The sequence below is a fragment of the Sphingobium sp. TomTYG72 genome (genome assembly GCF_055394715.1).
In genome coordinates this window covers 434745-456467 of sequence record NZ_AP027337.1, presented here as the reverse complement: position 1 = coordinate 456467, position 21723 = coordinate 434745, and the positions used below count along the sequence as shown (strand labels likewise).

The 21723-nt window shown below is 61.3% G+C and carries 22 protein-coding genes; 11 read left to right on the top strand and 11 right to left on the bottom strand.

Going from position 1 to position 21723, the window contains the following annotated elements:
- Window positions 1-42 precede the first annotated feature (42 nt).
- Window positions 43-1731: an FAD-binding protein gene (locus ACZ5U1_RS15530; RefSeq protein ID WP_464780786.1), complete on the top strand. Its 1689-nt coding sequence runs from the start codon at window positions 43-45 to the stop codon at window positions 1729-1731.
- A 166-nt stretch (window positions 1732-1897) separates the two neighbouring features.
- Here the strand turns inward: ACZ5U1_RS15530 and ACZ5U1_RS15525 are convergent, their stop codons facing one another.
- The 3 genes from ACZ5U1_RS15525 to ACZ5U1_RS15515 all read right to left on the bottom strand — a co-directional run bounded on the left by ACZ5U1_RS15525 (window position 1898) and on the right by ACZ5U1_RS15515 (window position 5053).
- On the bottom strand, window positions 1898-2401 hold the full coding sequence (locus tag ACZ5U1_RS15525; RefSeq protein ID WP_464780785.1) for a lipocalin-like domain-containing protein: 504 nt from the start codon (window positions 2399-2401) through the stop codon (window positions 1898-1900).
- Window positions 2402-2502: 101 nt separating this feature from the next.
- The gene (locus ACZ5U1_RS15520) at window positions 2503-3894 is read right to left on the bottom strand and encodes a TonB-dependent receptor domain-containing protein (RefSeq protein WP_464780784.1); all 1392 of its coding nucleotides are present in this window, start codon (window positions 3892-3894) and stop codon (window positions 2503-2505) included.
- Window positions 3895-3958: 64 nt separating this feature from the next.
- The gene (locus ACZ5U1_RS15515; protein WP_464780783.1) at window positions 3959-5053 is read right to left on the bottom strand and encodes a TonB-dependent receptor plug domain-containing protein; all 1095 of its coding nucleotides are present in this window, start codon (window positions 5051-5053) and stop codon (window positions 3959-3961) included.
- Between the two features lie 523 nt (window positions 5054-5576).
- Between ACZ5U1_RS15515 and ACZ5U1_RS15510 the strand changes: the two genes are divergently transcribed.
- Window positions 5577-6578 carry a cyclase family protein gene (locus tag ACZ5U1_RS15510; RefSeq protein ID WP_464780782.1) on the top strand — a complete coding sequence of 334 codons (1002 nt, stop codon included), beginning with the start codon at window positions 5577-5579 and terminating at the stop codon, window positions 6576-6578.
- Window positions 6579-6596: 18 nt separating this feature from the next.
- Here ACZ5U1_RS15510 and ACZ5U1_RS15505 read toward each other — a convergent pair whose 3' ends face one another.
- On the bottom strand, window positions 6597-7265 hold the full coding sequence (locus ACZ5U1_RS15505) for a TetR/AcrR family transcriptional regulator (protein ID WP_464780781.1): 669 nt from the start codon (window positions 7263-7265) through the stop codon (window positions 6597-6599).
- Window positions 7266-7448: 183 nt separating this feature from the next.
- A complete protein-coding gene (locus tag ACZ5U1_RS15500) occupies window positions 7449-7907 on the bottom strand; it encodes a nuclear transport factor 2 family protein (protein WP_464780780.1) in 459 nt (152 codons plus the stop codon).
- Between the two features lie 142 nt (window positions 7908-8049).
- Between ACZ5U1_RS15500 and ACZ5U1_RS15495 the strand changes: the two genes are divergently transcribed.
- From ACZ5U1_RS15495 to ACZ5U1_RS15485, 3 genes are read left to right on the top strand one after another with little or no spacing between them, the layout of a single operon-like run.
- A complete protein-coding gene (locus tag ACZ5U1_RS15495; protein ID WP_464780779.1) occupies window positions 8050-8796 on the top strand; it encodes an SDR family NAD(P)-dependent oxidoreductase in 747 nt (248 codons plus the stop codon).
- 40 nt (window positions 8797-8836) lie between these two features.
- On the top strand, window positions 8837-10012 hold the full coding sequence (locus ACZ5U1_RS15490) for a sulfotransferase family protein (RefSeq protein WP_464780778.1): 1176 nt from the start codon (window positions 8837-8839) through the stop codon (window positions 10010-10012).
- A gap of 2 nt (window positions 10013-10014) precedes the next feature.
- Window positions 10015-10962 carry a haloalkane dehalogenase gene (locus ACZ5U1_RS15485; RefSeq protein ID WP_464780777.1) on the top strand — a complete coding sequence of 316 codons (948 nt, stop codon included), beginning with the start codon at window positions 10015-10017 and terminating at the stop codon, window positions 10960-10962.
- Between the two features lie 137 nt (window positions 10963-11099).
- On the opposite strand, the gene ACZ5U1_RS15480 is transcribed toward ACZ5U1_RS15485, so the two are convergent.
- Window positions 11100-12053: a helix-turn-helix transcriptional regulator gene (locus tag ACZ5U1_RS15480; protein ID WP_464780776.1), complete on the bottom strand. Its 954-nt coding sequence runs from the start codon at window positions 12051-12053 to the stop codon at window positions 11100-11102.
- 37 nt (window positions 12054-12090) lie between these two features.
- Between ACZ5U1_RS15480 and ACZ5U1_RS15475 the strand changes: the two genes are divergently transcribed.
- The 4 genes from ACZ5U1_RS15475 to ACZ5U1_RS15460 are packed head-to-tail and all read left to right on the top strand — an operon-like array spanning window position 12091 to window position 15126.
- Window positions 12091-12855 (top strand): SDR family oxidoreductase, encoded by a 765-nt coding sequence (locus ACZ5U1_RS15475; RefSeq protein ID WP_464780775.1) that lies wholly within the window; start codon window positions 12091-12093, stop codon window positions 12853-12855.
- Between the two features lie 57 nt (window positions 12856-12912).
- A complete protein-coding gene (locus ACZ5U1_RS15470) occupies window positions 12913-13674 on the top strand; it encodes an SDR family NAD(P)-dependent oxidoreductase (RefSeq protein WP_464780774.1) in 762 nt (253 codons plus the stop codon).
- Between the two features lie 26 nt (window positions 13675-13700).
- A complete protein-coding gene (gene hsh3, locus ACZ5U1_RS15465) occupies window positions 13701-14420 on the top strand; it encodes a 7-beta-hydroxysteroid dehydratase Hsh3 (protein WP_464780773.1) in 720 nt (239 codons plus the stop codon).
- A gap of 52 nt (window positions 14421-14472) precedes the next feature.
- Window positions 14473-15126 (top strand): glutathione S-transferase family protein, encoded by a 654-nt coding sequence (locus ACZ5U1_RS15460; protein ID WP_464780772.1) that lies wholly within the window; start codon window positions 14473-14475, stop codon window positions 15124-15126.
- On the opposite strand, the gene maiA is transcribed toward ACZ5U1_RS15460, so the two are convergent.
- The 5 genes from maiA to phhA are packed head-to-tail and all read right to left on the bottom strand — an operon-like array spanning window position 15123 to window position 20271.
- Complete coding sequence (maiA, locus tag ACZ5U1_RS15455) at window positions 15123-15767, bottom strand: maleylacetoacetate isomerase (protein WP_464780771.1); 645 nt, start codon at window positions 15765-15767, stop codon at window positions 15123-15125. The genes ACZ5U1_RS15460 and maiA overlap by 4 nt on opposite strands.
- The gene (fahA, locus tag ACZ5U1_RS15450) at window positions 15764-17062 is read right to left on the bottom strand and encodes a fumarylacetoacetase (protein WP_464780770.1); all 1299 of its coding nucleotides are present in this window, start codon (window positions 17060-17062) and stop codon (window positions 15764-15766) included. The genes maiA and fahA overlap by 4 nt, the downstream gene beginning before the upstream one ends.
- Complete coding sequence (hmgA, locus tag ACZ5U1_RS15445; protein WP_464780819.1) at window positions 17062-18363, bottom strand: homogentisate 1,2-dioxygenase; 1302 nt, start codon at window positions 18361-18363, stop codon at window positions 17062-17064. Before hmgA ends, fahA begins: the two co-directional genes overlap by 1 nt.
- A gap of 7 nt (window positions 18364-18370) precedes the next feature.
- On the bottom strand, window positions 18371-19402 hold the full coding sequence (hppD, locus tag ACZ5U1_RS15440) for a 4-hydroxyphenylpyruvate dioxygenase (protein WP_464780769.1): 1032 nt from the start codon (window positions 19400-19402) through the stop codon (window positions 18371-18373).
- 5 nt (window positions 19403-19407) lie between these two features.
- Entirely contained in the window at window positions 19408-20271 is an 864-nt protein-coding gene (gene phhA / locus ACZ5U1_RS15435) for a phenylalanine 4-monooxygenase (RefSeq protein ID WP_464780768.1), read from the bottom strand.
- A 94-nt stretch (window positions 20272-20365) separates the two neighbouring features.
- Between phhA and ACZ5U1_RS15430 the strand changes: the two genes are divergently transcribed.
- Together ACZ5U1_RS15430 and ACZ5U1_RS15425 are read left to right on the top strand one after the other, a co-directional pair.
- Entirely contained in the window at window positions 20366-20836 is a 471-nt protein-coding gene (locus ACZ5U1_RS15430; RefSeq protein WP_464780767.1) for an Lrp/AsnC family transcriptional regulator, read from the top strand.
- A 265-nt stretch (window positions 20837-21101) separates the two neighbouring features.
- A complete protein-coding gene (locus tag ACZ5U1_RS15425) occupies window positions 21102-21683 on the top strand; it encodes a TetR/AcrR family transcriptional regulator (RefSeq protein WP_464780766.1) in 582 nt (193 codons plus the stop codon).
- The last annotated feature ends 40 nt before the right edge of the window (window positions 21684-21723 follow it).

Below are 21723 nucleotides of genomic sequence, written 5' to 3'. Positions count from 1 at the left end.
GCTCCTCGTCCGCTTTGGAACCCGGATCGGAATGGGGCTATAATGAGTAACTGGGACAAGGAAGTCGACATTCTGGTGGTGGGGTCGGGCGCGGGCGGCCTGCTCGCGGGCCTCGTCGGCGCGCACAACCGCGCCGACGTGCTGATCGTTGAAAAGGCCGACCTTTGGGGCGGCACATCGGCCACATCAGGCGGCGGCATCTGGATTCCGGGGAGCGACGTCGCCAGGGCGGCGGGCTTTGAAGATAATCTCGACAACGCCTTCACCTATCTGCGCGGACTGTCCGCCGACAATGTGCCCGACGAAAATATCCGCGCCTATGTCGATAATGCAGCGCCCATGCTGCGCTGGGTCATGGCGAACACGCCGGTCCAGTACATGGCCTTCCCCTATCCCGACTATCACGCGGAAAATCCCGGTGGGTCGGCGCAGGGCTATCGCACCCACCTGCCCATGCCCATCGATGGCAAGCCGCTAGGCAAGGAAATCCGCACCCTGCGCTTCGCCTCGCCTGCGGCCAGCCTGTTCGGCTATCTCAACTGGCATTTCAGCGAAACGAGCGAACTGCTCTACCGCACCAAGGGCTGGATGAAGAACCTCGTCGTCAACATGTCGCGCTATTGGCTCGACCTCCCCTTCCGCCTGACTTCGCGCAAGGATCGCCGCCTGACGCTCGGCAATGCACTGACCGGCGGCCTGCGCATGGCGCTCGACAAGGCGGGTGTGCCCGTCTGGCTCAACACCCCGCTCAGCGAACTGATCCGCGAAGGTGGCCGCGTCACCGGCGCCGTGGTCGAAAAGGATGGCAAGCCTTACCGCATCGGCGTACGCAAGGGCGTGGTCCTCGCCGCTGGCGGCTTCGACAAAAACCAGACCATGCGCGACGCCAATTCACCCCTCTATCCGACCTCGCGCTATTCGGGTGGCGTCACCAGCAACACCGGCGACGCGATCCGCGCGGGCGAAGCCGTCGGCGCAAACATGCTGAACCTGCAATCGGCATGGGCCGCGCCCGTCTTCTACGTCCCCGGCGAGGATCGGGGACGGCTCTGCACCATCGAGCGCGCGCTCCCCGGCTGCCTCATGGTCAACCAAAGCGGCAAGCGCTACCTCAACGAAGCCGCCTCCTACCATATCGTCGGCCAGCAAATGGCCCGGCGGGAAGCAGAGCATAACGACGCCAGCCCCAGCTGGATGATCTTCGACCACACATATCGCCACAAATTCCCGATGGGTCCGCTCTACCCACTCATGCCCACCTTCATCCATAACAAGGGCGTGCGCAGCATCCTCAAGCAGGGCCGCTCGATCGAGGAACTGGCTGGCAAGATCGGCATCGATCCTGCGGCCCTTTCGGCCACCATCGCCCAGTTCAACACCCATGCGGCCAAGGGCGAAGACCCCGAATTCCATCGTGGCGAAGCGGCCTATGACAAAATGTATGGCGACTTCCGCCACGGCCCTAACCCCTGCCTTCGCCCACTCGACAAAGGCCCCTTCTACGCCATGCCCATCTATCCGGGCGACATCGGCACCAATGGCGGCCTGCTCACCAATGCAAAGGCGCAGGTTCTGGACGACGCAGGCGCGCCGATCACCGGCCTCTATGCGGTCGGCAACAACGCCGCCTCATCCATGGGCGAAAGCTATCCCGGCGCAGGCGTCACCATCGGCCCCGCCATGACCTTCGCCTATGTCGCCGCCCGCGACATGACGGGCGGCAACGCCTGATCCTGACAAGCTGGAGAAATGGCGCGCACGGCTGACCGGAAACGGCAGCTTGTGCGCCATTTTCTCATCCTTTACCCAACATCCGTTCGGGCTGAGCCTGTCGAAGCCCTTTCCTTCCCTTTAAAGCCACCATTCCCATTGAGGCACTATCAGCGCCCCTGCTCCCTCAAGCCCCGCCCATCGCCAGAGCCACGTCCGTAACCACCCGCCGCCACTCAATCCGCACCAGATCGTCCCCCATCGTAGCCTCCAGAAACAACCGGTCGCCCTCAAACGCATAATGGCGCGGCTGCTCTGATCCGATCCAGTCCGGATACCATGCGCCATCCACATGGTGGGTGACGATCCCCGCTTCCGCGTCGATCGAAAAGCGCCCGAAATAGCCGCTATAGCCGCGCATCGACGCCCCCAGCGCCGCGTCGCTCACCTGATAGACGCTGGGCTCACCGAACCTCTGCCGGTTCGCCTGCATCAGGTGACAACTCATATGTCCGTCGGCGCTGTACATGATCTGGCCGACGGCATCGGTGCCGAACGGATGGTCGCGCGTGCCATCGGCATGAAAAGTCGTCCACAGGACCAGCTGCCACCCGCCAACAAAGGCAGCAAAGGCTTCTTGCGCGCTCATGTCCGGGCGGGTGAGCCGCTCGGGCAATCCGTTCACAACCATTTCTCGCCCTCTCCCGGTTCATTCTGCCGATACCGAATGATGCCTCCCGCGCCCGGCATGTCCACAAAGAAAAAGGGCCGGGTTTCCCCGGCCCTCCTTAATCATTCTCCGCCGAAGCGATATTTCAGGCGCAGCCCGTACATGCGGGGTTCGCCATACAGGCTCGTTTGGTACAACAACCCGCCCTGCTGATACACATTGCTGTTGCTGATCCGGTAGAGCTTGTTGGTCGCATTGGTGACGAACAGCCCCACATCGAACCCGCTGCCCGCAACGCCGTTCCAGTCGAGCGACATGTTGAGCAGGCCAAAGGGTTCCAGATAGGCGCCCGGCTGTAGCGCGGGCACGTTGCCGGGATCGGTATACTGACGCGAGCTGTGCGAATAGTTCGCGAAGAAGTTCAGCTCACCCATGTCGTCGCCCATCGGCACCGTAGCATTGGCATGAATGCTCCAGATATAGGGCGACACATATTGGAAGGGCAGGCAGCTCAAGTCTACCGTACCATTAGCCCCTACAAAGCCGTTGCAGCCAAAGCCACCCGTTGACGTAGTGAACTCATACTTCTTGTACTTCGCGTCGGTGTGGCTGAAATTGCCGCCGATCTCCAGACCCTTGAACGGCTGCATCGACGCTTCTACCTCGACACCCTTGATCCGCGCGTCGGCATTCCGGACAACCGCGCCGCCAGCAGCCGACCCCGGATTATAGTCCGCCCCTGCCCGCTGGATGTCCTTATAGTCCAGCAAATAGGCGCTGCTGTTCAGACGGAACGGAACATCGGCAATCCGGAAGTCGGCTTTAAAGCCAGCTTCGTAGGATGTGACCGTTTCCGGCTGGAAGGTGCGGGTGTTGGTGAACACCGCCTGCTGGTTGAAGCCGCCTGCCTTGTACCCACGGCTCACCTTGCCGAACAACAGCACGTCGCGCATCACCTTGTAATCAAGGCCGATCAGCCAGGTCGAAGCCTTGCTGTTCAGTTCCGCGGTGTAGGTGCAATCCGCAAGGGCAGTCCCGATCGGCACGACCGCGCCGGTCGAACCGCACTTTGCGGTCGCGCCCCCAATCTGCGGCAGGAAAGCGGTCGCGAAACCGCGACTCTTGTCCCAGGTGTGGCGATAGCCGCCAGTCAGGCGCAGGCTCTCCAGAGCAGGCGAGACCGCTCCAAAGTCGAATGTCGCCTGCGCATAGAGCGCCTTGGACGTCTGCGTCGTGCCATAGGTGCTGTAGTTCGCCGGGCAAACAGCGATGCCCGGAGTATCCACGTTTGTCCCCGTGAACGCCGCCGGGCAATAGACGATCGCGCTGCCAACCTGCTTACCGCTCGGCCGCTGGTCATAATAGAAGCCGCCGACCGTGTAGGTCAGGTGCCTGTCCAGCGCGGTGCCCTGCAACTGCAATTCTTCCGTGAACTGCTTCAGGTCGTCGCGGGGGAAGCCCGGATCGGACGCGTTGAAATAGGTGAGCGGCGTATTGTCGCCAGGCAGAACCACCTGGCCGGGAGCGGGCAGGCGATTGGGATCGACGTCATGCTGCTGCAGGATCGTACCGTCGCTGTCATAGGCATAGTCCCTGGAAGCTGACGATGTTACGCAGCGTCAATTCGTCGCTCAACTCGATGTCGGTCGTGTTGGAGACGCCCCAGGTCTTGGTGCGCGAGAAGATATCGATGCCGAGCGCCGTCTGGCGCGGACCCAGCGCGTTCGCCTGTGCTGTCGCGGCACGATAGACGTCGCAGGATGCGATAGCGCCAGGAATGGTCGCGCCTTCATAGCACAGGTTAAGCGCAGACAGACCGGCAATGTTAAAGCCCTTGTGGACAAAGCCCGCGCCGTTGTTTTTGGAGTTCGCGCCATAGATCATCGTGTAGTTTTCGATGGTCTCGGTCGGCTTGAAGGTGATGCCGATGCGACCCGAATACCAATGTTCGTTGTCGCGATCCTTGTTCCACACGACATCGCGCGTAAAGCCGTCGCGATCATGGAATGCGCCAACGACGCGGACCAGCAGCTTGTCCTCGATCAGCGGAACATTGACCGCGCCTTCGACATAACGGCGATCGTAGTTGCCAATCTCGCCCTTGATCCAGCCGCCAAACTCGCTCGTCGGCTTCTTGGGCACCAGCAGCACCGCGCCGCCGGTCGTGTTACGGCCGAACAGCGTGCCCTGCGGGCCGGACAGGACCTGCAAATTCTCCAGATCGACGAAGTTGCCGGGTCCGCCCTGCTGGCTGAGCGTGATGCCAGCGGGCAGCGGCACTTCGTTCATGTAAACGACGACGCCCGGCGATGCCTGGAAAGTCGCGCCCTGGCCGCGAATGGTGAAGGATTGCGAATCACGCGAACCATTGCCGTTGGGACCGACGACCAGCGACGGCACGCTCGCCTGAAGGTCCTGCTCCTTGGCGATGCCCTGCTGCTCCAGCCGGTCCGGCGAGAATGCGGTGATGGCGATCGGAACGTCCTGGTTGCGTTCCTGACGACGGTTGGCCGTGACGATGATGTCGGCAATGCCGCCATCCTGCTCGGCCGCCTGCGGCTGTGCTTCGGTCTGGGCCAGGGCCGCCGGAGCGAACATTGTAACGGCAACACCAGCCATCATGCTGGTGGCAAGCAGCGGCAACCGCCGCCGCGCGCGGATAACAGACGACATTCACACTCTCCTATGCATATGATGCAGGGCTGGCGGCGTTCTCACCGCAACCCCGATCCTCTCCATTGTGTTTTTTGGTTAAGCTGATCGGCGCCACAGGGCCGAAACAGCCCCGCCTCCGCCGACATGGCGATGGTTCAGGCTGGCGCGTCGATGTTCGAAATGGATGGTGCCGCAGCTTCTTCCTATGCGTTCATCTCACGATGTCATGCAGGCCGCACTCTAACTCCCCCTTTTTTAAGGTCCGTGCCCCACCCCCGTTCGCCGGGTGTTGTGTAAGCACTCACTTTCGAAAGCCTATTAACACGACATGTTGTGAAATCAATATCCCCACCGCTGTCAATTCTGCATTTCATTCATTATTTTGAAAACAACATCCCAATCTTCCGTCCACTGAAAAGCAGATCAAACTGCCTCTCATGTGGTAATTCCTCCACGCCACGACAGACCGTTAACGCGCGAAGGCTTGCGTCGGGTAATCGGACAGCTTTACCCTGACCGGATAGCATGAAGGAGAGTGAACATGCCGCGCTGGGTGCACCGGCCCGAAGGATCGAATTGGGGCGATTTCGGTGAGGATGATCAGATCGGCCGGATGAACCTTATCACGCCCGAACGCCGCCGCGCGGCCATGGCGGAAGTCGTCGAAGGCATCGCCTTCACGCTCAGCCTGCCGCTCAACATACCCACCATTCCCCTCGCGCCTTTTCGTCGCCCTCCGCTGCTCAGCGCAGCCTGCGATGAGGAGGGCGAAATGTACAACCGCCTCGACCCCAATGGCGACGAATCCACCTGCGATGACCGGGTCCTGCTCTACACCCAGCATTCCACGCAGTGGGACGCGCTGTCACATCGCGGACGCGCCTTCGATGCGGACGGCGACGGCGTGGCGGAACTGGTCTATTATAATGGCTTCCGCGCTGGCGATCATATCAACGGCCCCGACGGCCCGGCTGGCGAGACCTGTGCCCGCGCGCTCGGCATAGAGACATTGGCGATGGCGGGCGTGCAGGGTCGCGGCGTCATGGTCAACCTAAAAGCCGCCTATGGCACGGAGTACCGGCCCATCGCCCGCGATGATCTGCTGCGCGCGATGGATGCACAGCGCGTGGAGGTGCGTACAGGCGACTTCCTGCTCCTCTACACCGGCGTCGATCGGATGGTTCTCGACCGGGAAGCAAGCGGCAAGGATACTCCGCTGGCCATGGCAGGGTGCGCCCTGGACGGCCGTGACGAAAGCCTGCTCCAATGGATAATCGGCAGCGGCATCACCGCCATCTGCTCCGACAATATTGCGATCGAGGCGCTCGACCTCATCCTTTCCCCTGAACCACCCCCCATCCGCCTGCCCATCCACGACCTCTGCCTGTTCCGACAGGGCATTTTCCTGGGCGAGCTTTGGTATCTGGAACAACTGGCCGCATGGCTGCATGAACGAAAGCGCCACGCTTTCCTGCTCACCGCGCCGCCGCTCCGCCTGCCGGGCAGCGTTGGTTCACCCGTGACGCCGATCGCGACTGTCTGAGGGCCAACCGGAGCCGCGTCAGTCCTTCTTTGTGGGGCTATCCTCGCTCAACATCGCGCATGCGCCGTTCAGGAACAGGCTTGTCACGGTTTCGGCATTGGCCTTGATCTGTGCCGGGGTCATGGCCTTTGTATTATAGATCACGCGATACTGCCACCGCCGCAGCAGCAGGGCGACATACAAATCGGCCAGCGTTTCAGCACGCGGCTTGCTGAAACCATGCTCCCTTAAAATCTGCTGCAACGGATCAAGCTGGAACCGTTCGAACTGACGGCGCGACACGTCCTCCAGTTGAGGAAAGCTGATGCTTTCGCGATAGATGATGCGGGCCAGCCTGACCTGCCGGTCCTGGTTTATCCGGGTGCTTACATGCAGCGCGTAGCGCATCAGCTGCTCACGCAGCGTGCCCTTGCAATCCCCCGGGAAGTGATGACGGATGGCCGACATTTCCAGACAGGCTTCGAACAACGCCACCTTGTCGGTATAGCGATTGTACACCGTCCGGGTGGATACGCCCGCGCGTTCGGCGATCGAGCGCACCGAGGCACCATGGAAACCATGGTTCGAAAATTCCTCCAACGCCGCTTCCAGCATTGCCTCTTGTTTCAACTCAGCCTCGCGCGCATTGGGCCTGCCTACCCGCCGCGTTGCCCCCTCAACCCTTTTTTCCGCCTCGCTGCTGATCATCGACTGGCCTCGTCCCCCCTTGGCCTGGCACCATGAACCTGCACGCACCCCGTGCGGCTCCAGGGGCAGCTATAGGATATATTGACCGATCCAGATAGTGGCGGAACGCGCGATGGGGAACCCGACGACGAAGCGCCTTTTCGACTCGATCAATGGGACAAGATTTCGGCCTTCAGCGCGTCTTCACTCCTCGAGCGCTGGCGCCGGCGGCATGTCCGGCAAATTATGGGCGTAACTCATTTCCTCATATCGTTCCGCGATCCTCCACCCCTTGTCGGTGCGGACCAGCTTGTCGCGATACCAGAGGCCGATGAAAAACACCTGTTCCGCGCCATCATCCCCCTTGTAAACCATCGGATTGAACAGAACAGTCCGGCTGCGCGCCGTGTCCTCCGCCAGTTCCAGCTTGGTCGTCGCTACCATATGCTGGAATGACGGGAATCGCTCCAAGGCCACGGGCAACCACGCCTTGATCTGCGCCAAACTGCCCTTCGCCCCGCCAGCTTCGCTGTAATCGATCACCGCGTCGGGTGTGAAGACGTCGTCCAGCCCGTCCCAGTTCCGCTCATCAATGGCATAGCTATATCGGGACAGAAGATCCTGAATCTCCAGCCGATCCGATATTTCCTGAAGCGACAGCATCAGACATCCTCCTCCTGATTTTATAAACCGAAACAGGCCAGCCAGGTTCGCGCTTGTCAAGTTTTTCCGTTTACGACCCTTGAATTGCGTAGCAAACTGACGCAAGCATCAACCAACAAAATAACAGGTTAAGAGAGGTAGCATGCGGCTGGAAGGCAAGACGGCGATCGTGACCGGCGCGGCTTCGGGAATCGGCCTGGCGGTCGCAAAGCGGCTGGCGGCCGACGGCGCCAAGGTGATGATCGGCGATCGCAATGCGCAGGGCGTTGAAGAAGCGGCACAGACCATCGGTTCGGCAGCTACCGCCCTCGCGCTCGACGTCGCGGATGAAGCATCCTGCAAGGCTATAGTCGATCGCGCAGTCGCGCTTCATGGCGGGCTCGACATCCTCTGCAACATCGCTGGCGTGCTGGACTTCGGCCGTTTCGAAGATGTCGATCGTACCCGTTGGGACCGTGTCATCTCCGTGAATCTGACAGGCGTCTATCAGATGTGCCGCGCCGCCATGCCTCACCTGGTTGAGCGCCGCGGCAATATCGTCAACATGGCGTCCGCTGCTGGCCTTGTCGGCGTGCCTTATAATTCGGCCTACACCGCGTCCAAGCACGGCGTAGTCGGGCTGACCCGCGCGCTGGCGCTGGAATTTTCGAAGGAAGGCGTGCGCGTGAACGCCGTCTGCCCGGGCGGCGTGGACACGCCGATGCTGCATCAGACCCCGCCGGATAATATCGACTGGCAGATGGTCATGCGTTCGGCATCCTGGCTCGACAGCGGTGCAATGGCGACCACCGACGACATCGCCGATACCGTGGCTTTTCTGGCATCACCACAGGCCCGACGCATCACTGGCGTGGCCTTCCCCGTCGACGGCGGCCAGACCGCAGGCTGATCCTATCCAACCCCAAGCTTTTTGAAGAAGAGTGACGACCATGGCGACCCAGCCCGACGAGATTCAGACCCAGCCCCTCGAACGGGAGGCCCTGCTGCAACAGGCGCGTGAAAGGGCAGGGCTCGCCGACTTCGGGGACGAATGGTTCTTCGAACCGATGGATCACTTCATCGAAGCATCGAACCGCGAAGGACGCCTGACCTCGGCCGGGCGCGCTTCGACAACGGAAGTGATCGTCAAGGGCCTGGTCAGCCGCCTGCGCATGGTGGAGGATATCAAGCGCCACCCTGAAATCCTTGACGAACAGGTAGACGTCGCGGGCATCATCCTGGGCCTGCCGCGCACCGGCAGCACCATCTTCCAGCGCCTGCTCGCCAGCGCGCCGGGCATGACGGGCCTGCGCTGGTACGAAGCGCAGAATTTCGCCCCCTTCCCCGGCGAAGAACGCGGCAATCCGGTGGACCGCCGGGCCTATGCGCAGGCGATGATCGACGGCTGGCTCCAGCTTTCACCCGAACTTGCGTCCATCCATCCGCTCGAACCCGACGCGCCGGACGAAGAAATCCTGGTCCTCGGCCAGATGTTCGTCAGCACGATGATCGAGGGCATGAACTATGTGCCCAGCTTCACCCGCTGGCTGAACACTTACGACCAGTCCAAGGGACATGAGGACCTCAAGACCGTCCTCAAATATCTCCAGTGGCAGGACCCCTCGCGCAAGGGCCGCAAGTGGATATTGAAGAGCCCCTCCAACCTCCCCTATGCCGAGGTCGCGGCCAAGGCTTTCCCGAACGCGCTGCTCATCATGACGCATCGCGACCCGTTGCAAACCGTCCCCTCATACGTCTCCATGCAGGCCGCGCTTTACAAGCTCAGCGCCACGCTGACCGACGCGGAAGTCGGCGCCTTCTGGTTCCCGCGCCTTGTCGAATGGATGCGCATGTTCGAAGCGGCGCGTGAACGGATCGGCGAGGACCGCTTCATCGACATCGACTATCGCGAAGTCGGCAAGGAACCGATGGCGCAGGCCGAACGCGTCCTTTCCCGCATGGGCATCCCCGTCGATGCCCAGCTTGGGGAAGTGCTTGCCGAATTCCTCGCGGGCAACAAGCGCGAGCAGCGCCCGATGCACGACTATTCGCTCGAACGCTTCGGCCTCGATGAAGAAGCCATCAAGCGCGAATTCGCCACCTATCGCGAACGCTACATTTCCTGACGATGGAAGTCCGGCCCGGCATCTTGCGCACGCCCGAAGCCTGCTTCGACGCGCTGCCGGGCTATGACTTCGCCCCCCATTATGTGGAGGTGGAGGACGCGCGCCTCGGCCCGCTGCGCATGCATTATGTGGACGAAGGGGAGCGCGATGCCCCCATTGTCCTCATGCTGCACGGCAATCCGACCTGGAGCTATCTCTACCGCCACATGATCGGCCCGGTAACGGCGGCGGGTTATCGCGTCATCGCACCGGACATGATCGGCTTCGGCAAGTCGGACAAGCCCGCCGCTCGCGCCGACTATGGCTTCGACCGTTTCTTCCAATGGATGCGCGCCTTCGTGGAGGCGCTCGACCTTCGCAGCATCACCCTCGTCTGCCAGGATTGGGGCGGCCCCATCGGCCTGCGCGTCCTGTCCGAATGTCCCGAGCGCTTCAGCGCTGTCCTCGCCACCAACACGCTCCTCCAAAATTGCGACCCGCCCCCACTAGGCGTACCCAATTGGCCCGGCGAGCAGATCGCCGCCTGGGTCGAAACCTGCCGCACCAGCGAAGACCTGCCGCTAGACCTGCTCGTCGGCCGCGCCTGCGTCACCGATGTTCCGACAGAGGTGCTCGCCGCCTATGCCGCCCCCTTCCCCGACGCCTCCTACAAAAAAGGCATGCTCCAAATCACCTGCGGTATCCCGATCGCCGAAGGCGCGGAAGGACTGGAAGCAAACCGCACCGCCTGGCGCTTCCTCGAAAGCTGGGACAAGCCTTTCCTAACCGCCTTCAGCGATCAGGACCCCGCCACCATCGCTTGGGAAGAGGTGTTCCAACGCCGCATCCCCGGCGCAAAGGGCCAGCCTCACACGCGCATCGCCAATGGCGGCCATTTCGTTCAGGAAGATCAAGGCGCGGCGCTGGCGCAAGTGCTGATCGAATTTCTAAAGGCTCATCGGACAATATAGGGCCACCCTGTATTCACAAGGACCGTTCGCCCTGAGCTTGTCGAAGGGCTCTTCTTCTGAAGAAAGAAAGAAAGGGCTTCGACATGCTCAGCCCGAACGGCATGAAGCAGCACCGCTCCACTCGGCATACCCCAGAACTAATGAAACCCCCGCCGAAACGCGCGCGGCGTCAGCCCGGTCGCCCGCCGGAACGCCGCACTGAAAGCACTCGCCGTCGCAAAGCCCAATGCTTCCGCGATCCGGTTCATCGGCAGCAATCCCCCCCGGATCATGTCCTGCGCCCGCTCCATCCGGATCGCGGCGGCATGGTCGGACAGCGCCATGCCCGCCGTCGCCGCGAAGGATCGCGACAGGTGCGACCGGCTTATCCCGCACAGGCTGGCAAGCGCCTGCGTCGTCGGCCATTCCCCATCGCTTGACCGCAGTGCTTCCTCGATCCGGGCGAGTTGCCATGGCGCAAGGCCACCCTGCGTCGCGTCCGCTTGCCGCGTCCGCCGGAACAGCCGCGCCAGTTCCACCATCGCCAACTGCACCAGCGCCTCGACCGCCATCTCCGCGCCAAAGCCGGGCGTCACCGTCTCCTGTTTCAGCCGCTCCGCCAGCGCCATCAGCACAGGTGAGTTGATCGCCGCGCACCGGCTCAACCGCCGCGAGTCCCAGTCCGACAATCCCGTTACAGCGGCAAAGCGCACCGGATCGAACCGGCAGGTCAATATGTCCAGCGTGCCCCCATCGCCTCGCGAATGCATCGCGATACCGCCGGGCCGCAGCATCAGGCGGCCAACCTTGTGTCGCCGCCGGTCGCCCAGATCGAACATGATTTCGCCCTGCGTCCCTTCGGCGCGCGGCATGACAATCGACAGGATCGGCGCTTCGTCCAGTTCCCACATCTCATTGGGCCGGGGCAGCTCATAACGACGAAGCTCAACGCGCGCGGCGCTGCTGACGGCGACGGCCAGCACCGTCCATGGTCCGCCATGGCCGCTCGGCGTAGCCTTGGCATCGGTCAAAAGCTGCTGCGTCATAACCACAACGATAATCTCATGCGCGCGCAAGAACAAGCACTGGCTATGCGCAGAAAAAACTGCCATCTACAACGCAACAAAGCAAAATATGGAGAGTGTTTTCATGAGCAGAACCATAGTCGTAACCGGCGCTGCATCGGGAATCGGCGCCGCCACGCGCGACAGGCTCGAACATGGCGGCCATCGCGTCATTGGCGTCGATCTGCGCAATTCCGATATCGATGCCGATCTGGGCACCGTCGAAGGCCGGGCCAGCATGATCGACCAAGTGACGCGCCTTGCGCCCGATGGCGTCGATGCCGTGCTCGCGGGCGCGGGCATCTCACGCCAAGGGATGGACCGCGAAACCATCGCCATCAACTATTTCGGTGCGGTCGCCACGCTGGAAGGACTACGACCCCTGCTGGCGAAATCCGCCCGGCCCCGCGCCGTCGCCATCTGCTCCACCGCCGCCATGTTGCCGTCGAACAGCAAGGTGGTCGAACTCTGCCTCGCGGATAAGGAACAGGCCGCGCTTGACGCCATCGCCGCCGACGGGGGCAATGCCTATGCCACGTCGAAAAACGCCTTGTCCCACTGGATGCGCCGTGCGGCGGTAAGACCTGAATGGGGCGGCGCAGGCATCCTGCTGAACGGCATCGGGCCGGGCGTCGTAAAGACGCCGATGACGACGCCGCTGTTCGATCAACCCGACATGGTCAAGCTGATCAACCAGAGTAATCCGATCGCGATCAAGGATTATGCCGGACCCGAAGACATCGCCGAACTGCTCGATTTCCTGCTCAACATGGAAAATAACTATCTTCTCGGCCAATTGATCTTCATCGACGGCGGCAGCGACGCGATATTGCGGCCCGAGCAAGTCTGACGCCAAAGGGGCGGCGGCCCACGATAAACAGAAACTAGGCCAAGGAAAGGAAGAGCGATGTCGGCTCTGCAAGGCAAGGTTGCCCTCATAACCGGGGCAGGACAGGGTATTGGTCAGGGCATCGCTCTCGCCCTTGCCAGTGAAGGCGTTGACCTGCTGCTGGCCGGACGGACGCTCGAAAAGGTGCAGGAAACCGCGCAGCTTGCGCAGGAACGCGGCGTCCGCGCCATTGCAGTTGCCTGCAACGTGAAGGACGCGGACGACCTCGTCGCTGCCGTCGACCGGGCAGTCACCGATCTGGGCGGCGTCGACATCCTGATCAACAATGCGCAGGAAGTTCCGCTCGGCCTGCTGGATGAAGTGACGGACGAGGCTTTCCTCGCCGGATTTGAATCCGGCCCGCTTGCCTCCTTCCGCCTGATGAAGCTGGTGCGCCCCCACATGGCCGCACGCGGCGGCGGCACCATCTTCAATTTCGCCTCTTCCGCTGGCATCCGCTGGGACATGACCGGCTATGGCTGTTACGGCGCGGTGAAGCAGGCGACCCGCGTCCTGACGCGCGCGGGCGCGGCGGAATGGGGGCGCCAGAATATACGCGTCCTCACCATCGCGCCGCATGCTGAATCGCCGGGCCTCAAATGGTGGATCGAAAATAATCCCGAAGAGGCAAAGGCCTTCTTCCGCACCATCCCGCTCGATCGCATCGGTCGGCTAGAGGAAGATATCGGCCGCGCCATCGTCGCCCTGTGCGGATCGGACCTGTCATACCTGACCGGCGCCACCATCCCGCTCGACGGCGGGCAGGCCAATTTCGACTGACCTGAAAGATTGATGGAGAGATCTGAATGGAAAAGCTGATCTATGCTCTTTGGGCGCCGGAGGGCGTAAGCCGCGCCGACTACGCGGAACGACTGAAGGCCGCGCTTCCCACCGCGCTCAAGCAAGCGGGCGCCAGTGGCATCCGCCTCAATGTCCGGGACGAAGCCGTGGACCCCGCCGCGCCCCTGCTCCAAACTTGGCAGCAGCCGCAGCAGGATGCGGTTGTGCAATTCTGGCTGCCCACCGCCAATGCCCACTTCCGCAGGCCAATCGACGACATATTGGCCACATATAGCAGCCGGTTCGCGGCATGGCTGGTTGCGGAATCCACCATCATCCCCAACCGGGATCATGTGCCGCAGACCGGGGCGCGCACCTGGGGCTGGTCGCAGGCCAGCTTCATCTCCTTCCGCCCTGACATGAGCTGGGACGACGCGGTAGCGCACTGGCACAGCCACCACACCCGCGTGGCGATCGATACCCAGGCGAATTTCGAATATGTGCAGAACATCATCGTCCGCGCGCTAACGCCGAACGCGCCCGACTATGACGCCTTTGTCGAGGAATGCTTCTCACCCGAAGCGATGACGGTTTCCGCCGCCTTTTTCGACGCGGTAGGCGATGATGAAAAATTCGCTCGCAATACAAAGGATATGGCGGAAAGTTGCGCGAGCTTTATCGACTTCTCGCGCATCGACATCATCCCGACAAGCCAGTTCGACTTCGCACATCTGGACGGTAAGTGAGGTCTTAGAAGAAGGCATTGGAAGGACGATTTGTCATCAGCCGGAGTGAAGGATGACCATCACCATCACGGCCTTCGAACGGTCACCGGATCGCGGCATGGGGTTGGCACGCGACATGCGGGTCAGATGGGCTCTCGAAGAGGCAGGTGTGCCCTATCAGGTCAGACTCCTCTCCTTTGAGGAAATGAAGGAGCCCGGCTACCTCGCGTCGCAGCCCTTCGGACAGATACCGGCCTATGAAGAAGATGGCCTCACCCTCTTCGAAACCGGGGCGATCATCCTGCACATCGGTGATCGGCACGGCGGCCTCTGGCCCAGCGACCCCAACGGTCGTGCCCGCGCCATTGCCTGGATGTTCGCCGCCCTAAACACGGTCGAATCCCCGATCCTCGAACGGGAAATGCCCAAATATCTGGAACGCGAGCAAAGCTGGTATGAAGCACGCATGCCCCTGTTGGACAGCCGCGCGAAACAGCGTCTGTCGCAGCTTTCCAACTGGCTTGGCGACCGTGAGTGGCTGGAAGGCGGTTTCGCCGCCGGAGACCTGCTGATGGTCACCGTCCTGCGCAGGCTCACCGGATCAGGGTTGCTGGAACTCTACCCCAACCTCCCGCCCTATATCGCACGCGGCGAAGAACGCCCCGCCTACAAGCGCGCCTTTGCCGATCAACGCGCGGTCTTCAACAAGTTCGAACAGACGGGCTAACCCGCATCCGGTTGCCGATCCGGATGCGCCGCCTGAACAGCAGGCAGCGCCAGGGCAGCCTCACCCGCCGCCACCAATCGGGGATAGGGCGACAAATCGACCCCGAAACGCCCGGCATTATAAAGCTGCGGCACAAGATAGCAGTCGGCCAATGTTGGCCCGCTCCCATAAGCGAAACCCGTCCCATACCGTGCGACCAACTGCTCAAGCGGCGAAAAACCCTCGGCGATCCAATGCCTTACCCACTCCTTCACCTGATCCTTGGAGGCCTGGAACTGGCTCTGCAATCGGTTGAGAACACGCAGATTGTTGAGCGGGTGGATGTCGCAACCGATCAACGCCGCCATCGACCGTACAACCGCGACCTCATCCGCATCGTGGGGCAAAAAAGGCGGCTCGGGCCACTTGCCGTCGATCCATTCCACTATGGCGGGGCTTTCAATGAGGGTCCTGCCCTCCACCTCCAATGCGGGAACCAGACCATGAGGTGCAATCGCGAGATAGTCGGCATCCCGCTGCTCTCCCGCGCGCAGGTCATGACTGACCTGAACATAGTCGACGCCCTTAAGGTTCAGCGCGATGCGCACACGATAGGCGGCGGACGAACGCCAATAGCCGTGCAGGGTTACAGGCGCGTTCATGCGGGCATCACCACGGCCCGGCATTCGCCAAAGCCGATCGAAACAAAGCCCGGCGCGTTAGCCGTTGCCCGCAGGAAAATCTCGTCGCCATCCTCAACAAAGGAACGCCTCTCTCCGTCAGGCAGTATCAGGGGCTCTCGCCCACCTTCGGACAGCTCCAGCATGCTGCCATAACCCTCTCGTACCGGCGCGGAGATCGTACCCGTCCCCAACAGGTCCCCCGCATTAAGGTTGCACCCATTGGACGCATGATGCGTCACGATCTGGTTGACCGTCCAATACATATTGCTGGCTGGCCCGGTGCTGAGACGAAACGGCGGCTGTCCTTTCTCCCGCATGCGCTGCGTCTGGATGAATGCTTCCAGCGTGACGGCCAACGCTCCATGGCGCTGGTCCGCGTCCGAAGAAAGATAGGGCAACGGCAGCGGATCACCCTGCGGCCGAGCAAGTTGAGCCATGCGAAAGGGCGCCATGGCTTCGGCCGTCACGACCCAGGGTGATATGGTGGACTGGAAATTCTTCGCCAGAAACGGCCCAAGCGGCTGATATTCCCACGCCTGAAAATCCCGCGCAGACCAGTCGTTCAAAAGGCAGAACCCGGCAACATGATCCCCCGCCTCATCGATCGGGATCGGGCTGCCCAGATCATTTCCCGTGCCGATCCAGACGCCCAGTTCCAGCTCATAATCAAGCCGCGCGGACATGCCGAAAACGGGCTCCTGCGCATCTGGCGGCTTGCGCTGTCCATGCGGGCGACGCACCGGCACACCAGACGGGCGTATGGACGAGGCTCGGCCATGATAGCCGATGGGCACATATTTATAGTTGGGCAGCAGCGGATTATCGGGCCGGAACTGTCGTCCGACATTGTTCGCGTGATGAATGCCCACATAGAAATCGGTGTAATCGCCAATGCGCGCGGGCAGCTGCATGGTGACTTCGCCCGATGGATAGAGCATCGGCTCCACTGCCGCACGGTTCGCCGGATCGGATAGCAATGCGCTGATCCGCCGCCGCAGAGCTCGCCTCTGCTCCGGCGCAAGCGCGAGCATCCGGTTCAGCACCGGCTCCGCGCAAACCTCCTCCCAATCCCCGCCAAGCAACCCAGCGCCCGCGCAAGCTCGCAGGTCCAGGATCATGTCGCCAATCGCCACCCCGATCCGCGCCTGCTCCCCACGCGGCGCAAAGATGCCCCAAGGCAGATTTTGGATCGGAAAGTCCCGATGTCCCTGCGCGCTTTCAACCCAACTGGTCAGCGCGGGATCATGGGTCTCATCGCATTCCCACCAGTTCATCAGCGCGGCTCCTCCGGCGGCAAAGGAAGCTGCGCCTTGGCAAAGCCCTTCCAGCATCTGTCATAATCGCGCTGAAGCCGCGGCGTCTCCATCGCCCATCTGGTCGGCGCATAGGGCAGGCGGCTTTCGAACATGAACGCCATCATCGCGTCTGTCTTCACCGGGGCGAGCTTAGCCGAAGCCGCCCTGTCATGGCTTTCGACATCCGGCCCATGCGCGGACATACAATTGTGGAGCGACGCGCCGCCGGGCATGAAACCGGACGCCTTGGCATCATATTCCCCTTCGATCAGGCCCATAAATTCGCTCATGACATTGCGATGAAACCAGGGCGGCCGAAATGTATCCTCCGCCACCATCCATCGCGGCGGAAAAATCACGAAGTCGACATTCGCCGTGCCGGGCGTATCGCTGGGCGACGTCAGAACCGTGAAGATCGATGGATCGGGATGGTCATAGCTCACCGTTCCCATCGTGTTGAAACGGCGGAGATCATAGCGGAACGGCGCCAGATTGCCATGCCATGCGACCACGTCGAACGGGCTATGGTCCACCCTGCTCGTCCAGAGTGACCCCATATATTTCTGCACAATCTCGAAAGGCCGTTCGACATCTTCATAAGCCGCCACCGGAGCTTCAAAGTCCCGCGCATTGGCAAGCCCGTTCGATCCGATCGGCCCAAGTTCCGGCAATCGAAACGCCGCCCCGTGATTTTCACAAACATATCCCCGCGCTGTCCCGTCGAGCAGTTCGACACGAAAGCGCACGCCCCTCGGTATCAGGATCATGTCCAATGGCGCAGCCGTCAGGACACCCATTTCGGTAACGATCCGCAACGCCCCTTGCTGCGGCAGGATCAACATTTCGCCATCAGCAGAAAAGAAGGCCCGGTCGATCATGGACCGATTGGCGGCGAACATATGGATGGCGCAGCCCAATCCCTGCACCACGTCGCCATTCACCGCATAGGTAACCAGCCCGTCGATGAAATCGGTCGGCGCATCCGGCATCCCCAACGGGTCCCACCGCAATCGGTTAGGCGAAAGGAGGCCGTCAGGAAGCGGCCCGGACCGCAAAAGCCGCGCACCGTCATATGGCTGATACGGACCATGCTCCGCCGATGGCCGCATTCGGTAAAGCCAGCTCCGCTGGTTCTGGTGCCGGGGCGCGGTGAAAGCCGTGCCCGAAAGCTGTTCGGCATAGAGGCCATAAGGCACATGCTGAGGCGAATTGCGCCCAATCGGCAACGCCCCGGCCACCGCTTCCGTGGAATGCACATTGCCGAAACCGCAAAGCGTCATGTCAGCCTCACTCGTCAACAGTGATTACGCCGCGCCGTATCTGGTCCAACTCAATACTTTCGAACAATGCCTGAAAATTGCCGTTGCCGAAACCTTCATTGCCTTTGCGCTGGATGATTTCGAAGAAGATCGGCCCGAACATATTCTCCGTGAATATCTGGAGCAATATGCCCTCCTTCTCCACGTCACCGTCAATGAGTATCCGGTTCTTCCGCAACCGCTCCAGATCCTCGCCATGTCCGGGCACGCGTTTGTCGACCAGCTCATAATAGGTGTCGACAGTATCCTGCAATCGAACGCCCCGCGCCCGCAGCTTTTCCACTGTTCCGTAAATGTCATCGGTGGTTAGCGCCAAATGCTGGATGCCCTCGCCATGATATTGGCGGATGAATTCTTCGATCTGACTCTTGTCGTCCTGACTTTCGTTAAGTGGAATACGGATCGCCCGATCCGGGGCAATCATGGCTTGGCTGAAGAGCCCGGTCGCCTGTCCTTTTATGTCGAAATATTTCTGCTCCTCGAAATTGAAGAGCGTGCGGTAGAACTGGCTCCACACACGCATATGCCCGCGCCGGACATTGTGCGTCAGGTGGTCGAGCATATCGAGCCCCACATTGTTCGCGGCCTCCGCCCACCGCCATCCGGGGAACTCCGCCCAATTCTCATAAAGATCTTCGCCGTCTTTGACGAAGTAGAGGTACGATCCGCCAATCCCCTGAATGACGGTATCATCCTCCTCGGTCGGCTGCGCGCCATGCTCAAGCGCCCACGCCATCGCTGCTTCCGGGTCCGCCACGCGAAAGGCCATGGCACTTGCCGACGGACCATGCTCGCCCCGAAACGCCGCCACCCGCCCGGCGTCGTCCCGGTTCAGCATCAGGTTGATGCGACCTTGTTTATACCGCGTGATGTTCTTGGAAGGATGACGATGCGTCGGGACAAAACCCAATTGCTCGAACTGCGTCGCCATTGCATCGGGGTCCGGCGACGTAAATTCGACAAATTCAAATCCGTTGAGGCCCAATGGATTGTCCGCCATGTCCGTCACCCTCTTTCCCTTGATTTTGCATAATCCTGCGTTCCCTGGCTGAAGACATGGTCCTGAGGGATGATTTCGTCCGCCTCTATCGCCTCCTCTTGTTTCAGCTCTTCGTAAAGCGGGGCGAAGTCCATCTCGACTGTTTGGCGCAGCAGGTCATCGAAGCTGTCGATGACGAAATAGGACTGTTGATAGTCATCGATCCGATATTTGGTGCGCATGAGCCGCTTCAGGTCGAAACCGATCCGGTTGGGCGATGGATCATCCAGTGCAAACAGGGACTCGCCATGGGAAGAGACGATCCCCGCACCATAGATCTTCAGTTCCGCCCCCTCGCGCATCAGGCCGAACTCGACCGTATACCAATAAAGGCGCGCCAGCTTCTCGATCGCACCCAGGCCATCCGCGCGCAGCCCGCCCTCGCCATAGGCTTGCATGTAATCGGCGAAAACCGGATGGGCGAGCAGCGGCACATGGCCGAACACGTCATGGAAAACGTCCGGCTCCTGCAAATAATCCAGCTGGTCGGGCCTGCGAATGAAGCGTCCCGCCACAAAGCGCCGGTTTGCCAGATGTTCGAAGAACAGCCTGTCCGGCACCAATCCCGGCACCGCGACCACCTGCCAGCCTGTCCTCTTCATCAACTTTTCGGACAGTTCCTCAAAGTTCGGAATGCCCGGCTTCGCGATCCGCAGAATATCCAGACCGTCCGTAAATTCCTTCACCGCCCGGCCAGGCAGCAACGCAGCTTGCCGAGCGAACAGCTCATCCCAAACGGCATGCTCCTGGGGCGTGTAGCTTTCCCAATCCTGCGGGACCGTCCAATCCTCCGCAGCGCCTGCGGGGCGTTCGATGGTTGAAGCGGCCATCTGAAGGTTATGACACGACCCCCATGTAAGGGGGTTCCAATTTCACGCAAAATGGGCGAGTTTTGGAAACATTGTCATCGCATCAGGACGCAATATGAAATATTTTCGTCAAATTGATGAGACCGACCGCAGGATCATCTCGATTCTTCAAAAGGATGCTACGGTCAGCCATGCCGAACTGGCCGAACAGGTTGGCGCTTCCACCGCTTCATGCTGGCGCCGGATCAAGGCGTTGGAAACCGCCGGTATCCTCACCGGCGCCGTCCGCCTCGTGAACCCGGAAAAGGTCGATCGCGGCGTAAATGTGCTCTGCAACATCCGCATGCGCAGCCATGCTCGCGACGCACGGCAGGCATTTGAGGATTTCGTCGATGTCCACCCGGAAATCGTGGAGTGCTTCTCCATGTCGGGCGAGTGGGACTATCTGCTCCGCATCGTGGTTGCCGACGTTGCGGACTATAATCTGTTCCTGATGCACACCTTGCTTGGCCATCCCTCCGTGGCCAGCGCCGCATCCCATTTTGCCCTGTCGATGACCAAATATACGACAGCGCTACCCGTGTGAGCAGGGGACATTGCGTGGAACTATCAACGTCTTAGCCTGTTTCCTCTTCCGGACGCGGCCCGCGCACGGTTTCCCGGGGGCGGCCTGCGACCGTCAGGAGCGTCCCGTCCCGCCTTCTGGGGCAAGGCGGGGCGCTTTTTTTCATGGCCGGACGGGCCTTGCGCCTCGGCGTCGATCAAGCCAAGCACTGAATATGCACCAGGAAAAAAGGCAAGGCGGCGCAGGTCGGCCGCGCTCTACAGAGCTTCAAGAACGCGCGGAGGCCTTGCTCGAAATAGCCGAACAGGCATTGATAGAGCTGGGTTATGAGCGTGCCACCCTGACCTTGATCGCCCGGCGCGCGAGCGTTTCCAAAAAGACCATCTATGCCAAATATGGCGGCAAGCCTGGACTGTTGCGAGCCGTGCTGGACCGGATGGCCGACCGGAACATGGCCCCCGATCTCCGCCTGCTCGATCGCGATAATCCCGTCGAGGGTCTTTATGAATGGGCACGCATGATCATCCGCATCACCCGGACCAGGGCCGCGCATGCCGTCACCGCAATCAGCATGCGCGAAGGCCTGCGTTTCCCGGAATTCCGCGATGCGATGAGGGAGGCGCGGACCCTGCGCCAACAAACTCCCCTTCGCTCCTATCTGGAGCGCCTGCAGGCGCGGGGCCTTATCCGTCCAGTCGACTGCGAAGAGGTGGCGTCCATGTTCCTGTGGATATTATCGCAGGACATGGTCGACGCAGTGTCGGCAGGCACAATAGAATCGCTGACCGACGAAGAAGCCGATGCAAAGGCACTACGCGTGGCAGAATTGATCGCGCAGGGAGTGATGCCCAAAGCGCCCGACACCTGACCCGTTTAAAGCGCGATAAGGAGCGGCCTTGGCCGCCCCT